Raw genomic sequence first — 13,159 nt, forward strand, 5'->3', positions numbered from 1 at the left:
CACGGCTTTGGCGTCTCAAGCATCCAGAACGGTCGTCTATGCCGCGCTCGCGGGAAATCTGGCCATCGCCGCGACGAAGTTCGTGGCGGCATGGTTCACCGGATCGAGCGCCATGCTGTCCGAAGCGATCCACTCGCTGGTGGACACCTCCAACCAGGGATTGCTTCTCATCGGCTTTCGCCGGGCCGCAAGGCCGCCGACTGCGGATCACCCGTTCGGCCACGGCATGGAAATCTATTTCTGGGGCTTCGTCGTGGCCCTTCTCGTGTTCTCGCTGGGTGGCGCGCTGTCGATCTACGAAGGCATTCGTCGGCTCAGCGAGCACGAGCCCATGACGGGTGCATGGGTGAATTTCGCGGTGCTCGGCGCTGCGCTCATTATCGAATCGCTCTCCCTGCGCGTGGCGTGGCGCGAGTTGCGGGCGCAGCAGCCGGAGGGATCCTGGCTCTCGGCGGTTCGCGGCAGCAAGGACCCCGGCATCTTCGCGATCTTCTGTGAGGATGCCGCCGCGCTAGGCGGACTGTCGATCGCGCTGATCGGCGTCTCGCTCGCCTACTTTCTCGACATGCCGATCTTCGACGCGATCGCCTCGATCGCAATCGGCGTGCTTCTGGTTTTCGTCGCTGCGTTCCTGGCGCGCGAGACGCTGAGCCTGATGACGGGCGAAAGCGCATCGGTCGAGGTGCTGGCCGATGTGCGCGCCGTGCTAAATAGCGATTCCCGCGTGGTATCGGTCGATGAAATCCTGTCGATGCATCTGGGGCCGGAGGAAATCCTCGTCGCGATCGCCATCGATTTTCGCGACGAGATGACCAGCGTGGAGATAGAGGCCGCGGCGCTTGAACTGGGCGAGATGCTCAAGCGCAAGCAGCCCGCGATCGCGCGTGTCTACATGCGCCCGCTGCGCCATCGCGATGCCATGGGCGCGACCGAACCTGTGCCCGAAGCAGGTAGCGCCTGACGACCCGTAAAATTTGAACGATTTCTTTCCCCGTTCCGCAATTGCCATGTGTCATCTTGAGGCCTGGTAGCGATCGGCGGGGGCCGAAATGATGAGTATGACGGTCGCCGGGGGCCGCAAAGGCACCGGCGCGAGACTGACTGCGGCAGCGATGGGGGCGTCGCTCGGACTGCTTTTGCTGGCTGTCGGTCTGGCGATGCTGGACAAGGTCGCGTGGGGCGAGGCGTCGGCGCATTTCGCCGCGCGTAACTGGCCGGTTGCCGCGGCGACCGTGATGTCCGTCTCGCTCGACGAAGTTCCCGGCGAAGGCTCCGCCGCACCAACGCTTCAGCTTTCCGTTCTCTACACATTCGACTTGGACGACGAACGCGTCGAGGGAACTCGCGCCGGCCTGTCGGATGTCGGAGACCTGCATGATCGACGCCTGAAGGCGCTTTACGGCAGGCTTCAGTTCGCGCGCGTCACCGGGCGCACGCTGCCCGTTTTCTACGACCCGGCCGAGCCCGCTCTTGCCTATCTGGACACCGACGTTGCGTGGAAGGACAGCCTTCTGAACGCAGGGCTGGGGTTGGCGCTGATGATTGGAGGCGGCGTTGCGTTGGCGACGGCGATGACGCCGCGGGCACGGCGGTTCAAAACGCGGCCGTAAACCGGCTTTTTAGGCACATCGTGCACACTGACGACGCGACTGAGTGGGGTGGGTGATGAAGAGAATTTTTTCGAGGTTCCTGAAGGACCGGGGCGGTAATTTCGCGATGATGTCGATCGCGCTGTCGCTGCCCCTCATTCTGGGCGTGGGGTTGAGCATCGACTACACCCGCCATTCCAGCGCACAGCGCCATCTGCAGGAACTGGCCGATGCGGCATCGCTGACGCTCGCAGCCTCCAAGGAGCAGAACGAAGGCAAGCTGCGCGTCATGGCCGAAGACATCATCGCGGCAAACCGCGACCCGGGGCGCCTGCGACGCGCAACCATCGCCTCGATCGAAACGGACGCCGACAAGGTCGATGTCACGCTCGACGGGGAAATCCCCGCGACCTTCATGTCCATCGCCGGCTACGACCGGCTGCTCACATCGGCCTCGGCGATGGCCGAACGTGCCGTCATGGGCAATGTCGAGGTCGCGCTGATCTTGGACAATACGTGGTCCATGTCGGGCAAAGGCGCGTCGGGCGTGACGAAGATCGACACATTGAAGACGGCCGCCAGGAAACTCGTCAATGAACTGCTCCAGACGCAGGACGGCGCGGTGCGCATGGGGCTGGTGCCTTATGCAGACTACGTCAATGTGGGCACGAAGTATCGTAATGCATCGTGGCTGGATGTGCCGGCTGACGTCAAAGCAGTCACGTCGACATGCACTCGCAAGACGGTCACCAGGGAAAACCAATGTATCAGGAATGCACCGAGCTATCCGTGTACCAAATATTCTGACGGTATACCAAAGGCGTCGACATGTTCAGGTGATTGCCTGGAGAGGGGCACGGTTACACGCGAGGAAAATGTCTGCGAAGGCGGCGTGACAGGCAAGACATGGTATGGATGTGTTGGCTCTCGCATGACTGGCGATAATCGGTTGCACGACAAGAATGCCTCGATCCGCTATCCTGGCTATCTGGACACCAGCCAGAAGTGCTTGAATCCGCTGGTAACGCTGACGTCGGACAAGGCTGCACTGCTGTCCGCGATCAATGGCATGATCATCAATATTGGCGGCTACGAACCCAATACCTACATCCCGGCAGGACTGACATGGGGCCTGAATGTCCTGAACCCCGGCGAACCATTCGCTGATGCCGGCGCTTACGATCCCGCAAACGCCAAGCCGCGCAAGGTCGCCGTTCTGATGACGGACGGCGAGAACACGCTTCGCTTCAATTCGAGCGACGGAAAGCATGCGAGCTTGAGCAACGATGAAAAAACGAAGAGCGGTCAGCTCAAGGCGACCAACGCAGATACTCTCGCAATTTGCACCTATATGAAGCAGCAAGGCATCGAGATCTTCTCCGTCGCCTTCATGGTCGAGAACGCCACTGCCAAGAATATGCTCGAAGGCTGCGCGACCGACGCTCAGCACTATTACGACGCGAGCGACAATGAGAGCCTTCTGGCGGCGTTTGCGGGCATCGGCCAGTCGCTTCGGGTGGTGCGCTTAGCGCGCTGAGCGGCGCGCCGGTTGTCCACAACCTCTTGTGAATTGTTGCCGGTCTGCCACCCATTGCAGGTCGTTCGATGCTATCGCTGCGCCAGGCAATGCGGAGTGGTGAATGAAGGTCGGCATCGACATGGGGATGGGCGCGGGCAACGCGCCGACGATGGTCGATCTGGAAGAGCTGCTCGCCACGCGTCTGCTGGTGCAGGGCAATTCCGGCTCCGGCAAATCGCACCTCCTGCGCCGCCTTCTGGAACAGTCGGCGCCATGGGTTCAGCAATGCGTCATCGATCCAGAGGGGGATTTCGTGACGCTGTCCGACAAGTTCGGCCATGTCGTCGTCGATGCGGCGCGCCCCGAGGCCGAATTGACGCGTATTGCCGGGCGTATCCGGCAGCACCGCGTGTCGGTCGTGCTCAATCTCGAAGGACTGGACGTCGATCAGCAGATGAGGGCGGCCGCCGCTTTTCTGGGCGGCATGTTCGATGCCGAGCGCGACCATTGGTATCCGGTCCTCGTCGTCGTTGACGAAGCCCAGCTTTTTGCGCCTGCTGCGGCGGGCGAGGTGTCCGACGAAGCGCGCAAGCTCTCGCTCGGTGCGATGACCAATCTGATGTGCCGTGGCCGCAAGCGCGGGCTTGCCGGCGTCATCGCGACTCAGCGTCTCGCCAAGCTGGCGAAGAACGTCGCCGCCGAGGCGTCGAACTTCCTGATGGGCCGCACATTTCTCGACATCGACATGGCGCGCGCGGCGGACCTTCTGGGCATGGACCGGCGTCAGGCCGAGCAGTTTCGCGATCTGGCGCGCGGCAAGTTCGTGGCGCTCGGCCCCGCCGTGTCGCGGCGGCCGCTGGCGATCTCGATCGGGCCCGTCGAGACATCGGCACGCTCGGTCAGCCCCAAGCTGATGCCGCTGCCCGAGACCGCGCCGGAAGATGCCGCCGAACTGATCTTCAAGATGGACCCGATCGAGCTTCGCCAGCCGGTACGCCGTCCGCCGCCACCTCCGCCGCCGACACCGACTGCGGAAATCCTGGCCCAGCTTGTCCGATCACGGCCGGATCCGTCTGCCGCAGAGCCTGCCTCGCTCTTTCCCGAGATCGACGAAGCTGAGCGTGACGCCGCTCTGGCATCGGTCATGCGCCAGATCATCGAGGACCCGGACGCGTCGTTCCGCACCGTTGCCGTGCTCTATCAGGATTTCCTCGTACGCTGCCGCATCCACCGCGTGCCGGGCGCAGCACTCGATCTCGCGACGTTCAAGCGCAGGCTGGCGATCGCGCGTGCGGGCGTTGCCGACGATCTGGCAGCGGGCGACGCGTGGCAGCAGGCGCTCACCATGTCCTCGACGCTGACGGATGACATCCAGGGCGTGTTCCTCGTCGTCGCGCAGGCGGCCGTATCGGGCGCGCCGTGCCCGTCCGACGCGGCACTCGCGCGGGCCTACGGAACGCACTCCCTGTCGCGCGCGCGGCGCATGCTCACCTATTTCGAGGAACGGGGACTGCTCGTCGTCCGCACGGATTTTCACGGCCAGCGCGTGGTCGTCTTTCCCGAACTCGACGTCGAGACCGCACCTGGCGATCCCAACGCGCCCGAGGATCTCGACGGTCGCGACGCCGCCGAGTAGGCCGGTTCAGGCCGGATGACGTGGCGCCAGCGCCGCGCGGCGCCTGCGCCCCTGATGCAATTGCCACAGTGAATGCGAGACAAGCGCGACGATCAGGATCGTCCCGCCGATGAGGCTTTGCGTCGATGGCGTTTCGGCGAAAATCATCCAGACCCAGATCGGCGCGAGGACCGTCTCGAGCAGATAGAACATCGCGACCTCGGGACCGGAAATGTAGCGCGGACCCGTGGCGAGGCAGTAGAACGCGATCGGTATCACGATCGCGCCGTTGAAGATGATCCACCATGGCGCGTCGACGCGAAAGCCGGTCTGGCCGACCATGAACAGCGCGACCGCCAAGGGCAGAACCACCGCCACGAGCGATGTGAACCCCATGTCGCGACCGGTCGAGCGCGAGACGGTGATCGCTGAGGCGATGAAGAAGGCTGTCGCGAATGCGAGCAGGTCACCGAAGACATTGCCGGCGGAAATGCCGTCACCGACGATGATCAGCACGCCCACCACCATCGCGGCCATCGTGATGAGCGTCGACGGCTTGGGGCGCTCTTTCAGGAATATCCAGGACAGCAGTGCCGCGAACATCGTGTTGAAGGCGAGGATGAAGACGAGGTTGGCCGTCGAGGTATGGTAGACGGCCGTCAGGAACGAGATCGAGGCCAATCCGTAAAAGCCGGCAACGGCGATGCCGGCCTTGCCCGGCAGGAGCGCGGGCGCGTGGGGTGAGAGCATGCGCCAGATCGTCCAGATCACGATCGCCGCGGCGAAGGTGCTGCTGCTGCGCAAGAGCAGGATCGACCACGCATCGCCATTCGCAAGCTTGATGAGGGGGATGTCGACGGTCAGGACGAGACCGCCGATCGCGGTCAGGATCACGCCTTTCGTGTGATCGGAAATCTGGGCAGGCATGGAGAAGCGCTCCGGCAGGCGGGTGTCGTGGCATTTGGTGGAAGTCGCGAAGCCTGGCCGGTCAGACGGCTTCGTGGTCGAAACGCTCCCAGCCCTTCGGACCAAGGTGCTCCTGCGGGCCGAAGCGAACCTTATACGCCATCTTGCGCGATCCGTTGACCCAGTAGCCGAGATAGACGTGGGGCAGTCCAGCAGCCCGCGCACGCGCGATATGATCCAGGATCATGAAGGTCCCGAGCGAGCGATCCTCGAGCTCCGGATTGTAGAACGAATAAACCATCGACAGGCCGTCGGCCATCTTGTCGGAAAGCGCCACCGCGATCAGTTCGCCTTCACCCTTGCCCGTGAGGAACGTGTCGGGTCCGCGCCGCCGGTACTCGATGACGCGCGTCTCGACATGGGTGTCCTCGACCATCATCGCATAGTCCAGAACCGTCATGTCCGACATGCCGCCGCGGCGATGGCGGGCGTCGAGATAGGTGCGGAAGAGGGAATATTGCTCGGTCGACGGTTCTGCATCGTGCATCGCACCCACCAGATCGGCGTTGCGCGCGCTGATCCGCTTCATGTTCCTGGACGGCTCGAACTCGTCGACGAGGATGCGGACCGACACGCAGGCCCGGCACGTCTCGCATGCTGGCCTGTAGGCGATGTTCTGCGACCGTCGAAACCCGCCCTGGGTGAGCAGGTCGTTCAGTTCCGGCGCCCTGTCACCGACGAGATGCGTGAAGACCTTGCGCTCGAACTGGCCCTCGACATAAGGGCAGGGTGACGGCGCGGTCAGAAAGAACTGAGGCGATTGGGTCGGGTGGTGCGTCATGGACCGATTAAGCGATTGACGTTGCCTAGGCTTGTCATGTGCATGCCAAACGTCAACCGCAAAATATTGAAGCCGGCCCCGAAGCCGGCTTTCGCTGCGTCATTTTCAGCAATTCGTGACCGAAATCAGCGATCCGAGCGCGTGATGACCGTTCCGAGAAGCAGATCGTGCAGGGTGCGCTTGCGCTCGAGAAAGAGAGTCGCAAGCAAGATGAACGGTGTCAGCACGACATTGCCCGCCCAGAACAGCACCGAATGGACGATCGCCAGCATGCCGTCCGTCGGCTGTCCGTCGAGCCGTTCAAGGCGGATGCTCATCATGCGCATACCAACGGTCGCCTGGTTCGGACCGCCCAGCGTGTTCCAGACATAAGCGAGCGCGACCGCCGGACCGAGAATTGAGAACAGCATCCAGCCGAGCCCGAGCGTGATGATGCCGAGCAGGAACACGATCACGGCGAACGGGATCAGCAGGATCGCGATGATCACGTAGTCAATCAGGAATGCCATGACACGACGTGTCCGCACGCCCTCATAGACACGCATGTCGTCGAGGCGCGAGGTGATGATCTCGCCGTCGATGATGCGTGTATTCATGATGATGTCTTTCCTTCGATAACAATGGTCACGTCGAAGAAATGGGTGCGTGAAGCGGTTTTTCAAGCGTGCGCGGCTGTCGCGCCGGTTTCACGGAACCATTCAAGTGATTGAAACGAATCCCGGATTGATACTTGCGGTACGGTGGACTTCCTTGTCGACAAGACGTTCAACTACCCTACCTTGGCTGAGGCCTGCAAGATTGTCGGCCTCGATGCCTAGAACCTCATGAGACGGGGATAGCGCATCGGCGCAACGGGAGGAAATTACCATGTCGGGAAAGAGGATCGTTTTCACGGGTGGGTCCGGCAAGGCAGGCCGCCATGTCGTGCCGTGGCTCAAGCAGCGCGGCTATGACATCCTCAATCTCGACCTGACACCGCTGGACTGTCCCGGCGTCAACACGCTGGTCACCGACGTGGCCGACAGCGGACAGGTCTTCAACGCGCTGTCGATGCATTTCGGTTTCGGTGGGTTCGAAACAGGTGAGGGGCCTGCGAAGGTGGATGCGGTCGTGCATTTCGCGGCGGTGCCGCGCGTGTTGCTGAAGCCCGACAACGAGACGTTCCGCGTCAATGTCGATAGCACCTACAACGTCATCGAAGCCGCGATGAAGCTCGGCATCGCGAAGGTGATCATCGCATCCAGCGAAACGACCTATGGCGTCTGCTTCGCCGAAGGCGACAAGGATTTTCACCAGTTCCCGCTGGACGAGGATTACGACGTCGATCCGATGGATTCCTATGGCCTGTCGAAGGTCGTCAACGAGAAGACCGCGCGCGCCTTCGCGATGCGGTTCGGGAGCGACATCTACGCGCTGCGTATCGGCAACGTGATCGAGCCGCATGAATACGACCTGTTCCCTGCATTTCTGGCGGACCCGCTTTCGCGCAAGCGCAATGCATGGAGCTACATCGACGCGCGAGACCTCGCCCAGATCGTTCATTTGTGTATCGAGAAGGACGGCTTCGGCTTTCAGGTCTTCAATGCGGTGAACGACACGATCACGGCGAACGAGCCGACGGAGGCGTTTCTGAAGCGCTGGTGCCCAGGCACGCCGGTGACGCGCCCGATGGGTGAACGCGAAGCGCCGCTCTCCAACCGCAAGGCGCGCCACGTGCTCGGGTTTCGCGAGGAGCACGACTGGCGACACTATGTCGACCGCAAGTCTTGAGGGCGTGGCCGATCGGCCAATGCTTATCTTGCTAAAACCTCAATTGAAGCCTACTGTCGGGAAATCGCTTTTTCGGGCCATGCTTGGCTTTTCGCGGAGTCAGAGGTTCTCGACCCGCCATCTCGCTCCAGATCGTCGATAGCGCAGCGCGCGCAATGAACGACCGCGCTGCTTTCTCGTTTGGAGGCATGCGATGCCTTTGTTTTTACGGCTCAAGAGACACCGAACCGTCCGGCGCGCACGATGAGCGAGCGACGCTCGATCGCGCATTTCGATGCTGCCTTTTCGTTGGCAGGCGTCGAAGGCGTGCAGCCGCCCGGTGATTATACGATCGAGCACGATGAAGAGCTGATCGAGGCCCTGTCGCGTGTCGCCTATCGTCGGCTCGCGACATACATTCACTTGCCTGCCATCGGGTCGAAGGCGCTGACGAGCCAGCTCGTTGCGATCGATCCCCAAGACCTTGCCGGCGCACTTGCCCGTGATGCCGAATTCTCGCTGATCCGCGATTCCGCAGTTTGACGTTTGACGCCTGCGCATCGATGCGCGGCTACTAGGAGCTACACGAACATGTCTACTCACAGATTCTCAGTCGGCCAGCCTGTCCGGATGCGTGCTGCATGGGGACGAACCCCGTCGCCGGCCGAGACATTCCGCGTCGTGGCCACTTTGCCGGCGCGGGACAACTCGCCGCAATATCGCATTCGCAACGAAGAAGAGCGCCACGAGCGGGTGACGACCGAAGACACGCTCGAGGCGATCGAGGCTCCTGCTTCGCAGGCCGAACGGCTTTTCCGCTAACACATCCGACACATCGAAGAGGAGATAACGGCATGGCAAAGGGACAGATGCGCAGCAACAAGGAAGCGCGCAAACCCAAGAAGGAAAAGGCCGCTCCGAAGGTTGAGACGCCTTTCGGCTCGCAGATCAAGCAGGCCACCGCGACCACCAATCCCGGCAAGGCAAAGAAGGGCGCGTAAGCGCGTTGACGCTCGTCATTCGCGACGAGCGCAGCAGACGCGCTCAGCCTGTCTTGCCGCCCCTGAACGGCTGACCGCATCGCTATCCCGGATGCGGTCGGATCGGGGTTCTATGCGTCCCGCCGACGCTCATGGCATCGATCATGCGGGATCGCCGACACCAATGCATGTCGCCCGAAAGTGGGAACCGGTTTCGGGGAAACGACATGCAAGCGCGATAAGCGAATCCGAAGGATCGCGGCGCGCTTTGACGAAGGAAAACACATGATCACCTACAAGCCGAAGCCGCCTGCGCCGATCACGGCAAATCCAGAGAAGCCTGAGCTTCCAAAGCCGCCGAAGCCCGCGTCCGAAACGCCTGCGGCGCGCAACCGGCGCAACGACACGGATGGCGCCCGACGCCGCAAGATGCAGACGGTCGAAGACAACAAGCTGCTCTGACCTGGGCAATTCCGCCTGGTCTATTGATTGGAATATCATGGCCCTGACCTTTCCGAATGGCAGCCGCAGTTACGACGCGACGCGTGACCAGGTGCGGTTCCTGGGACATGATGGAATGTTCGAGGTACCGTTTTCCATCGACAGTGCCGCGCTTCCCAAGCGCGGTGATCTGGCGGCAGGTGACGAAGCCGGGAATCTCGCAGCCTTCGACGCCCAGCGCGACACCATCCGCGACGCGGCGCGCCATCTATACGCCCGTGGCCGGCGGCCACTCTTTGTCCTCACCTCCGCTGATTTCAAATAGAGCCTGCATGCTGATCCGCTATGGTTACGACATCGCGATCGAATGCCCCCAGCCGACACCACTCGTCTGCCTGCTCGGCGTCCATGAGGATCGCAAGGCGGATCTGCGGGCGCCCGAGAATGTCTTCACCATGCCCGAGGTCCCGACGACGACCTATCACGATCTGTTCGGCAATCGCTGCCGCCGGCTCGTCGCGCCGCAGGGGCTGCTGACGCTGTGGGGTGACGCCACGATAGAGGATAGTGGCCAACTGGAAGAGGCAGACTGGACCGCGCGCGAGATTCCGGTCGCGGAGCTACCGGACGAGTGCCTCGTCTACCTGATGGGCAGCCGCTACTGCGAAACCGACAAGCTGAGCCAGACCGCGTGGGACATATTCGGCAATCATGCGCCGGGCTGGGGCAGGGTACAGGCGATCTGCGACTTCGTGCATGGCCATATACGCTTCGATTACCAGCAGGCGCGCTCGACGCGGACAGCCTACGAGGCTTTCAACGAGCGGGTCGGCGTCTGCCGCGATTTTGCGCATCTGGCTGTGGCGCTATGCCGATGCCTGAACATTCCGGCCCGCTATGTGAACGGCCATCTGGGCGATATCGGCGTGCCGGTCGTCGACCCGATGGATTTCAGCGCCTGGATCGAGGTCTACCTCGACGGGCGGTGGCGCACCTTCGACCCGCGCAACAACGTTCCGCGCATCGGCAGGATCGTCGTCGCGCGTGGCCGCGACGCGACCGACATTCCGCTGGTCAACTCGTTCGGGCCGCACGTGCTGAAATCGTTCCGCGTATGGACCTATGAGGTCGTTGCCGTCGAGTGATCCGGGTGTCAGCCTGCGATCTGCCGCGCGATCGCGCGGAACATTTCGACAGTCTCATGCTCGCGATAGGCCGTTTCGTCCGTTGACGTTCCGTATGTCGGATTGCCGGAAAGCTTGGTGATGACGAGTTTGCGGGCGGGATTGACGTAGACGAACTGGTTGTACACGCCGATCGCCGAATACTCGTCTTCGGTACCTTCCATCAGCCACCACTGATAGCCGTAGCCGAACAGCGAATCCGACTGGGCGTTCTTGCCCGGCTTGAGGTGCGGACCGTCCGGGTTGATCGAGTCCGCGACCCAGCGTGCCGGAACGACCTGCTTGCCGTTCCAGACGCCGCCCTTGCGATATAGCTCTCCGATCTTGGCATAGTCGCGCGCCGTGGCGTTCATCCCGGCAAACGCCATTTCCATGCCTTCGGAATCGAGCAGCCAGAAGCCTTCGCTCTCCATACCGAGCGGATGCCAGAGCTTCTCCTGCATATAGTCCGCGATGGTGCGCTTCGTGGCCGCGACCAGGAGCATGCCCAGAACCTGCGTGTCCGTGCTGTTGTAGAGGTTGAAGGATCCCGGTTCGCGCTCGCGCTTCAAGGTTGCGGGAAAGGGATCGAACGCGCCGCCTTGCGCAAAGATCGACGCGAAGCGGTTGATGTCGGAATTCGGATCGCTGTAGTCCTCGTTCCAGCCGGCGCCCGACGACATCTGCAGGATGTCCTTGATCCGCACGCCGTCATAGGCGGAGCCGGCGAGCGAGGGCACATAGGCCGTGATCGGCTCCTCGACGCTTCCAATAAAGCCGTCATCGACCGCGATGCCGACCGCCGCCGAGATGAAACTCTTGGCGACCGACATCGACACCCAGCGCGTGTCGCGGCTTCCCCATGGCGCGTAGTGCTCGTAGCGAACCGCACCGTCTTCGATGACCAGCAGGGCCATCGTGTCTGTGGACGACAGGAGGTCCTCGACGCTGCGCGTCTCGCCGCCATGGACATAGGTTGCGGGCAACGTGATCTTGGCGCCCTCCGCGAACTGGAACGGCTCCGGCGCCGCGCTCATGCGCCCGACAGGGAACATGGCTTCCATCTGCTGGAAATTGTCGCGCTGGCTCGCACCGGTGAAGAGGCTCGAAATGTAGTCGATCCGGTTCATGTCGTTCCTGTTGGCAAAGACTGGAATGAGACGGCATGGTCAGCCGCGAAGGATTTCCGCGACGCGCGGCGCGAAATAGGTGAGGATGCCGTCGCATCCGGCGCGCTTGAAGGCCATCAGGCTCTCCATCATCGCCTTTTCGCCGTCGATCCAGCCATTGGCGGCGGCCGCTTCGATCATCGCGTACTCGCCAGACACCTGATAGGCGAAAGTGGGGACGGCGAATTCGTCCTTCGCGCGCCTGATGATGTCGAGATAGGGCAGGCCGGGCTTGACCATGATCATGTCCGCGCCTTCGTCGAGGTCCTGCTCGATTTCGCGCATCGCCTCGTCGGAATTGGCGTGGTCGAGGTAGTATGTCTTCTTGTCGCCCTTGAGCAGGCCCTGCGTGCCGATGGCCTCGCGATAAGGGCCGTAGAAAGCGGAAGCGAACTTCGTAGCGTAGGACATGATCGCGACGTCCTGGAAACCGGCGGCGTCGAGCGCGTCGCGTACCGCGCCGATGCGCCCGTCCATCATGTCGGATGGCGCGACGATGTCTGCCCCTGCCGCCGCCTGCTGGACCGCGCCGGCCGCGACCTGTTCGACCGTTTCGTCATTGACGATGATGCCGTCGCGCAGGATGCCGTCATGGCCATGGCTGGTGAACGGATCGAGTGCACCGTCGGTGATGACGCCAATTTCTGGCACGGCCTGCTTGATTGCCCGCGTGGCGCGGTTGATGAGATTGTCGGGGTTGAGGATTTCCGACCCCGTCAGATCGCGCAACGCAAGATTCACATTCGGAAAGGTCGCGAGGGCAGGGATGCCAAGCGCGGCGGCGCGCTCTGCCTCCTTGACCGCCAGATCGACCGTTAGTCGGAACACGCCCGGCATCGCCGCGACCTCCTCACGGCGGTTTTCGCCGTCGATCAGGAAGATCGGCCAGATGAGGTCGTTGACGGTGAGGTGGTTCTCCTGAACCAGCCTGCGCGACCAATCCGCCTTTCGCATGCGTCTCAGGCGACGCGATCCGGTAATCTCGTCGACACTTCGCGACGGCGTGGAAATGGCGATTCGGCGCTTGCTGTCCATGTCGGCTCCAATGTTGCGGCGTTGTACCATCCGGCCCGTCCGCCACCAACACGTCAGGCTGGCGCTATTTTGCGGTCCAGTGTGAATATGCCGGATCGATGCGGCACAGGCTTGCGAACCACTTTGCCCGGCGGCGCGCCCGACCTATGGTG

The 13,159-nt window shown here is 62.4% G+C and carries 16 protein-coding genes; 11 read left to right on the forward strand and 5 right to left on the reverse strand.

The window, feature by feature from the left end; translation table 11 throughout:
• The first annotated feature begins 7 nt into the window (after nucleotides 1-7).
• From AAFN55_RS08870 to AAFN55_RS08885, 4 genes are all read left to right on the forward strand, one after another.
• Nucleotides 8-961: a cation diffusion facilitator family transporter gene (locus AAFN55_RS08870; RefSeq protein WP_347798486.1), complete on the forward strand. Its 954-nt coding sequence runs from the start codon at nucleotides 8-10 to the stop codon at nucleotides 959-961.
• A gap of 88 nt (nucleotides 962-1,049) precedes the next feature.
• Entirely contained in the window at nucleotides 1,050-1,610 is a 561-nt protein-coding gene (locus tag AAFN55_RS08875) for a DUF3592 domain-containing protein (RefSeq protein ID WP_347798487.1), read from the forward strand.
• 268 nt (nucleotides 1,611-1,878) lie between these two features.
• The gene (locus AAFN55_RS08880) at nucleotides 1,879-3,126 is read left to right on the forward strand and encodes a hypothetical protein (RefSeq protein WP_347798488.1); all 1,248 of its coding nucleotides are present in this window, start codon (nucleotides 1,879-1,881) and stop codon (nucleotides 3,124-3,126) included.
• Between the two features lie 103 nt (nucleotides 3,127-3,229).
• On the forward strand, nucleotides 3,230-4,744 hold the full coding sequence (locus AAFN55_RS08885) for an ATP-binding protein (protein WP_347798489.1): 1,515 nt from the start codon (nucleotides 3,230-3,232) through the stop codon (nucleotides 4,742-4,744).
• Between the two features lie 6 nt (nucleotides 4,745-4,750).
• On the opposite strand, the gene AAFN55_RS08890 is transcribed toward AAFN55_RS08885, so the two are convergent.
• The 3 genes from AAFN55_RS08890 to AAFN55_RS08900 form a co-directional block, all read right to left on the reverse strand.
• A complete protein-coding gene (locus tag AAFN55_RS08890) occupies nucleotides 4,751-5,650 on the reverse strand; it encodes a DMT family transporter (protein WP_347798490.1) in 900 nt (299 codons plus the stop codon).
• 61 nt (nucleotides 5,651-5,711) lie between these two features.
• Entirely contained in the window at nucleotides 5,712-6,470 is a 759-nt protein-coding gene (locus AAFN55_RS08895) for an arginyltransferase (RefSeq protein WP_347798491.1), read from the reverse strand.
• A 125-nt stretch (nucleotides 6,471-6,595) separates the two neighbouring features.
• A complete protein-coding gene (locus AAFN55_RS08900) occupies nucleotides 6,596-7,066 on the reverse strand; it encodes an RDD family protein (RefSeq protein ID WP_347798492.1) in 471 nt (156 codons plus the stop codon).
• Between the two features lie 271 nt (nucleotides 7,067-7,337).
• Between AAFN55_RS08900 and AAFN55_RS08905 the strand changes: the two genes are divergently transcribed.
• The 7 genes from AAFN55_RS08905 (at nucleotide 7,338) to AAFN55_RS08935 (ending at nucleotide 10,785) form a co-directional block, all read left to right on the forward strand.
• Complete coding sequence (locus tag AAFN55_RS08905) at nucleotides 7,338-8,240, forward strand: NAD(P)-dependent oxidoreductase (RefSeq protein ID WP_347798493.1); 903 nt, start codon at nucleotides 7,338-7,340, stop codon at nucleotides 8,238-8,240.
• Nucleotides 8,241-8,483: 243 nt separating this feature from the next.
• On the forward strand, nucleotides 8,484-8,762 hold the full coding sequence (locus tag AAFN55_RS08910) for a hypothetical protein (RefSeq protein ID WP_347798494.1): 279 nt from the start codon (nucleotides 8,484-8,486) through the stop codon (nucleotides 8,760-8,762).
• 48 nt (nucleotides 8,763-8,810) lie between these two features.
• Nucleotides 8,811-9,041, forward strand: a complete 231-nt coding sequence (locus AAFN55_RS08915; RefSeq protein WP_347798495.1) for a hypothetical protein — start codon at nucleotides 8,811-8,813, stop codon at nucleotides 9,039-9,041.
• 32 nt (nucleotides 9,042-9,073) lie between these two features.
• A complete protein-coding gene (locus AAFN55_RS08920; RefSeq protein WP_347798496.1) occupies nucleotides 9,074-9,220 on the forward strand; it encodes a hypothetical protein in 147 nt (48 codons plus the stop codon).
• Nucleotides 9,221-9,484: 264 nt separating this feature from the next.
• A complete protein-coding gene (locus AAFN55_RS08925; protein WP_347798497.1) occupies nucleotides 9,485-9,661 on the forward strand; it encodes a hypothetical protein in 177 nt (58 codons plus the stop codon).
• A 37-nt stretch (nucleotides 9,662-9,698) separates the two neighbouring features.
• A complete protein-coding gene (locus AAFN55_RS08930; RefSeq protein WP_347798498.1) occupies nucleotides 9,699-9,965 on the forward strand; it encodes a DUF1488 domain-containing protein in 267 nt (88 codons plus the stop codon).
• A gap of 7 nt (nucleotides 9,966-9,972) precedes the next feature.
• Nucleotides 9,973-10,785: a transglutaminase family protein gene (locus AAFN55_RS08935; RefSeq protein WP_347798499.1), complete on the forward strand. Its 813-nt coding sequence runs from the start codon at nucleotides 9,973-9,975 to the stop codon at nucleotides 10,783-10,785.
• Between the two features lie 8 nt (nucleotides 10,786-10,793).
• Here AAFN55_RS08935 and AAFN55_RS08940 read toward each other — a convergent pair whose 3' ends face one another.
• Nucleotides 10,794-11,933, reverse strand: a complete 1,140-nt coding sequence (locus AAFN55_RS08940) for a serine hydrolase domain-containing protein (RefSeq protein ID WP_347798500.1) — start codon at nucleotides 11,931-11,933, stop codon at nucleotides 10,794-10,796.
• 39 nt (nucleotides 11,934-11,972) lie between these two features.
• Nucleotides 11,973-13,007 (reverse strand): porphobilinogen synthase, encoded by a 1,035-nt coding sequence (gene hemB, locus AAFN55_RS08945; protein ID WP_347798501.1) that lies wholly within the window; start codon nucleotides 13,005-13,007, stop codon nucleotides 11,973-11,975.
• Nucleotides 13,008-13,159 lie beyond the last annotated feature (152 nt).

The organism is Mesorhizobium sp. CAU 1732 (assembly GCF_039888675.1).
In the GTDB taxonomy this organism is placed as follows: Bacteria; Pseudomonadota; Alphaproteobacteria; order Rhizobiales; family Rhizobiaceae; genus Aerobium.

Coding starts and splice junctions, on each gene's coding strand:
- AAFN55_RS08875 (WP_347798487.1), top strand. CDS start 1,050: ATGATGAGTATGACGGTCGCCGGGGGCCGCAAAGGCACCGGCGCGAGA.
- AAFN55_RS08880 (WP_347798488.1), top strand. CDS start 1,879: ATGGCCGAAGACATCATCGCGGCAAACCGCGACCCGGGGCGCCTGCGA.
- AAFN55_RS08885 (WP_347798489.1), top strand. CDS start 3,230: ATGAAGGTCGGCATCGACATGGGGATGGGCGCGGGCAACGCGCCGACG.
- AAFN55_RS08890 (WP_347798490.1), bottom strand. CDS start 5,650: ATGCCTGCCCAGATTTCCGATCACACGAAAGGCGTGATCCTGACCGCG.
- AAFN55_RS08895 (WP_347798491.1), bottom strand. CDS start 6,470: ATGACGCACCACCCGACCCAATCGCCTCAGTTCTTTCTGACCGCGCCG.
- AAFN55_RS08900 (WP_347798492.1), bottom strand. CDS start 7,066: ATGAATACACGCATCATCGACGGCGAGATCATCACCTCGCGCCTCGAC.
- AAFN55_RS08905 (WP_347798493.1), top strand. CDS start 7,338: ATGTCGGGAAAGAGGATCGTTTTCACGGGTGGGTCCGGCAAGGCAGGC.
- AAFN55_RS08910 (WP_347798494.1), top strand. CDS start 8,484: ATGAGCGAGCGACGCTCGATCGCGCATTTCGATGCTGCCTTTTCGTTG.
- AAFN55_RS08915 (WP_347798495.1), top strand. CDS start 8,811: ATGTCTACTCACAGATTCTCAGTCGGCCAGCCTGTCCGGATGCGTGCT.
- AAFN55_RS08920 (WP_347798496.1), top strand. CDS start 9,074: ATGGCAAAGGGACAGATGCGCAGCAACAAGGAAGCGCGCAAACCCAAG.
- AAFN55_RS08925 (WP_347798497.1), top strand. CDS start 9,485: ATGATCACCTACAAGCCGAAGCCGCCTGCGCCGATCACGGCAAATCCA.
- AAFN55_RS08930 (WP_347798498.1), top strand. CDS start 9,699: ATGGCCCTGACCTTTCCGAATGGCAGCCGCAGTTACGACGCGACGCGT.
- AAFN55_RS08935 (WP_347798499.1), top strand. CDS start 9,973: ATGCTGATCCGCTATGGTTACGACATCGCGATCGAATGCCCCCAGCCG.
- AAFN55_RS08940 (WP_347798500.1), bottom strand. CDS start 11,933: ATGAACCGGATCGACTACATTTCGAGCCTCTTCACCGGTGCGAGCCAG.
- hemB (WP_347798501.1), bottom strand. CDS start 13,007: ATGGACAGCAAGCGCCGAATCGCCATTTCCACGCCGTCGCGAAGTGTC.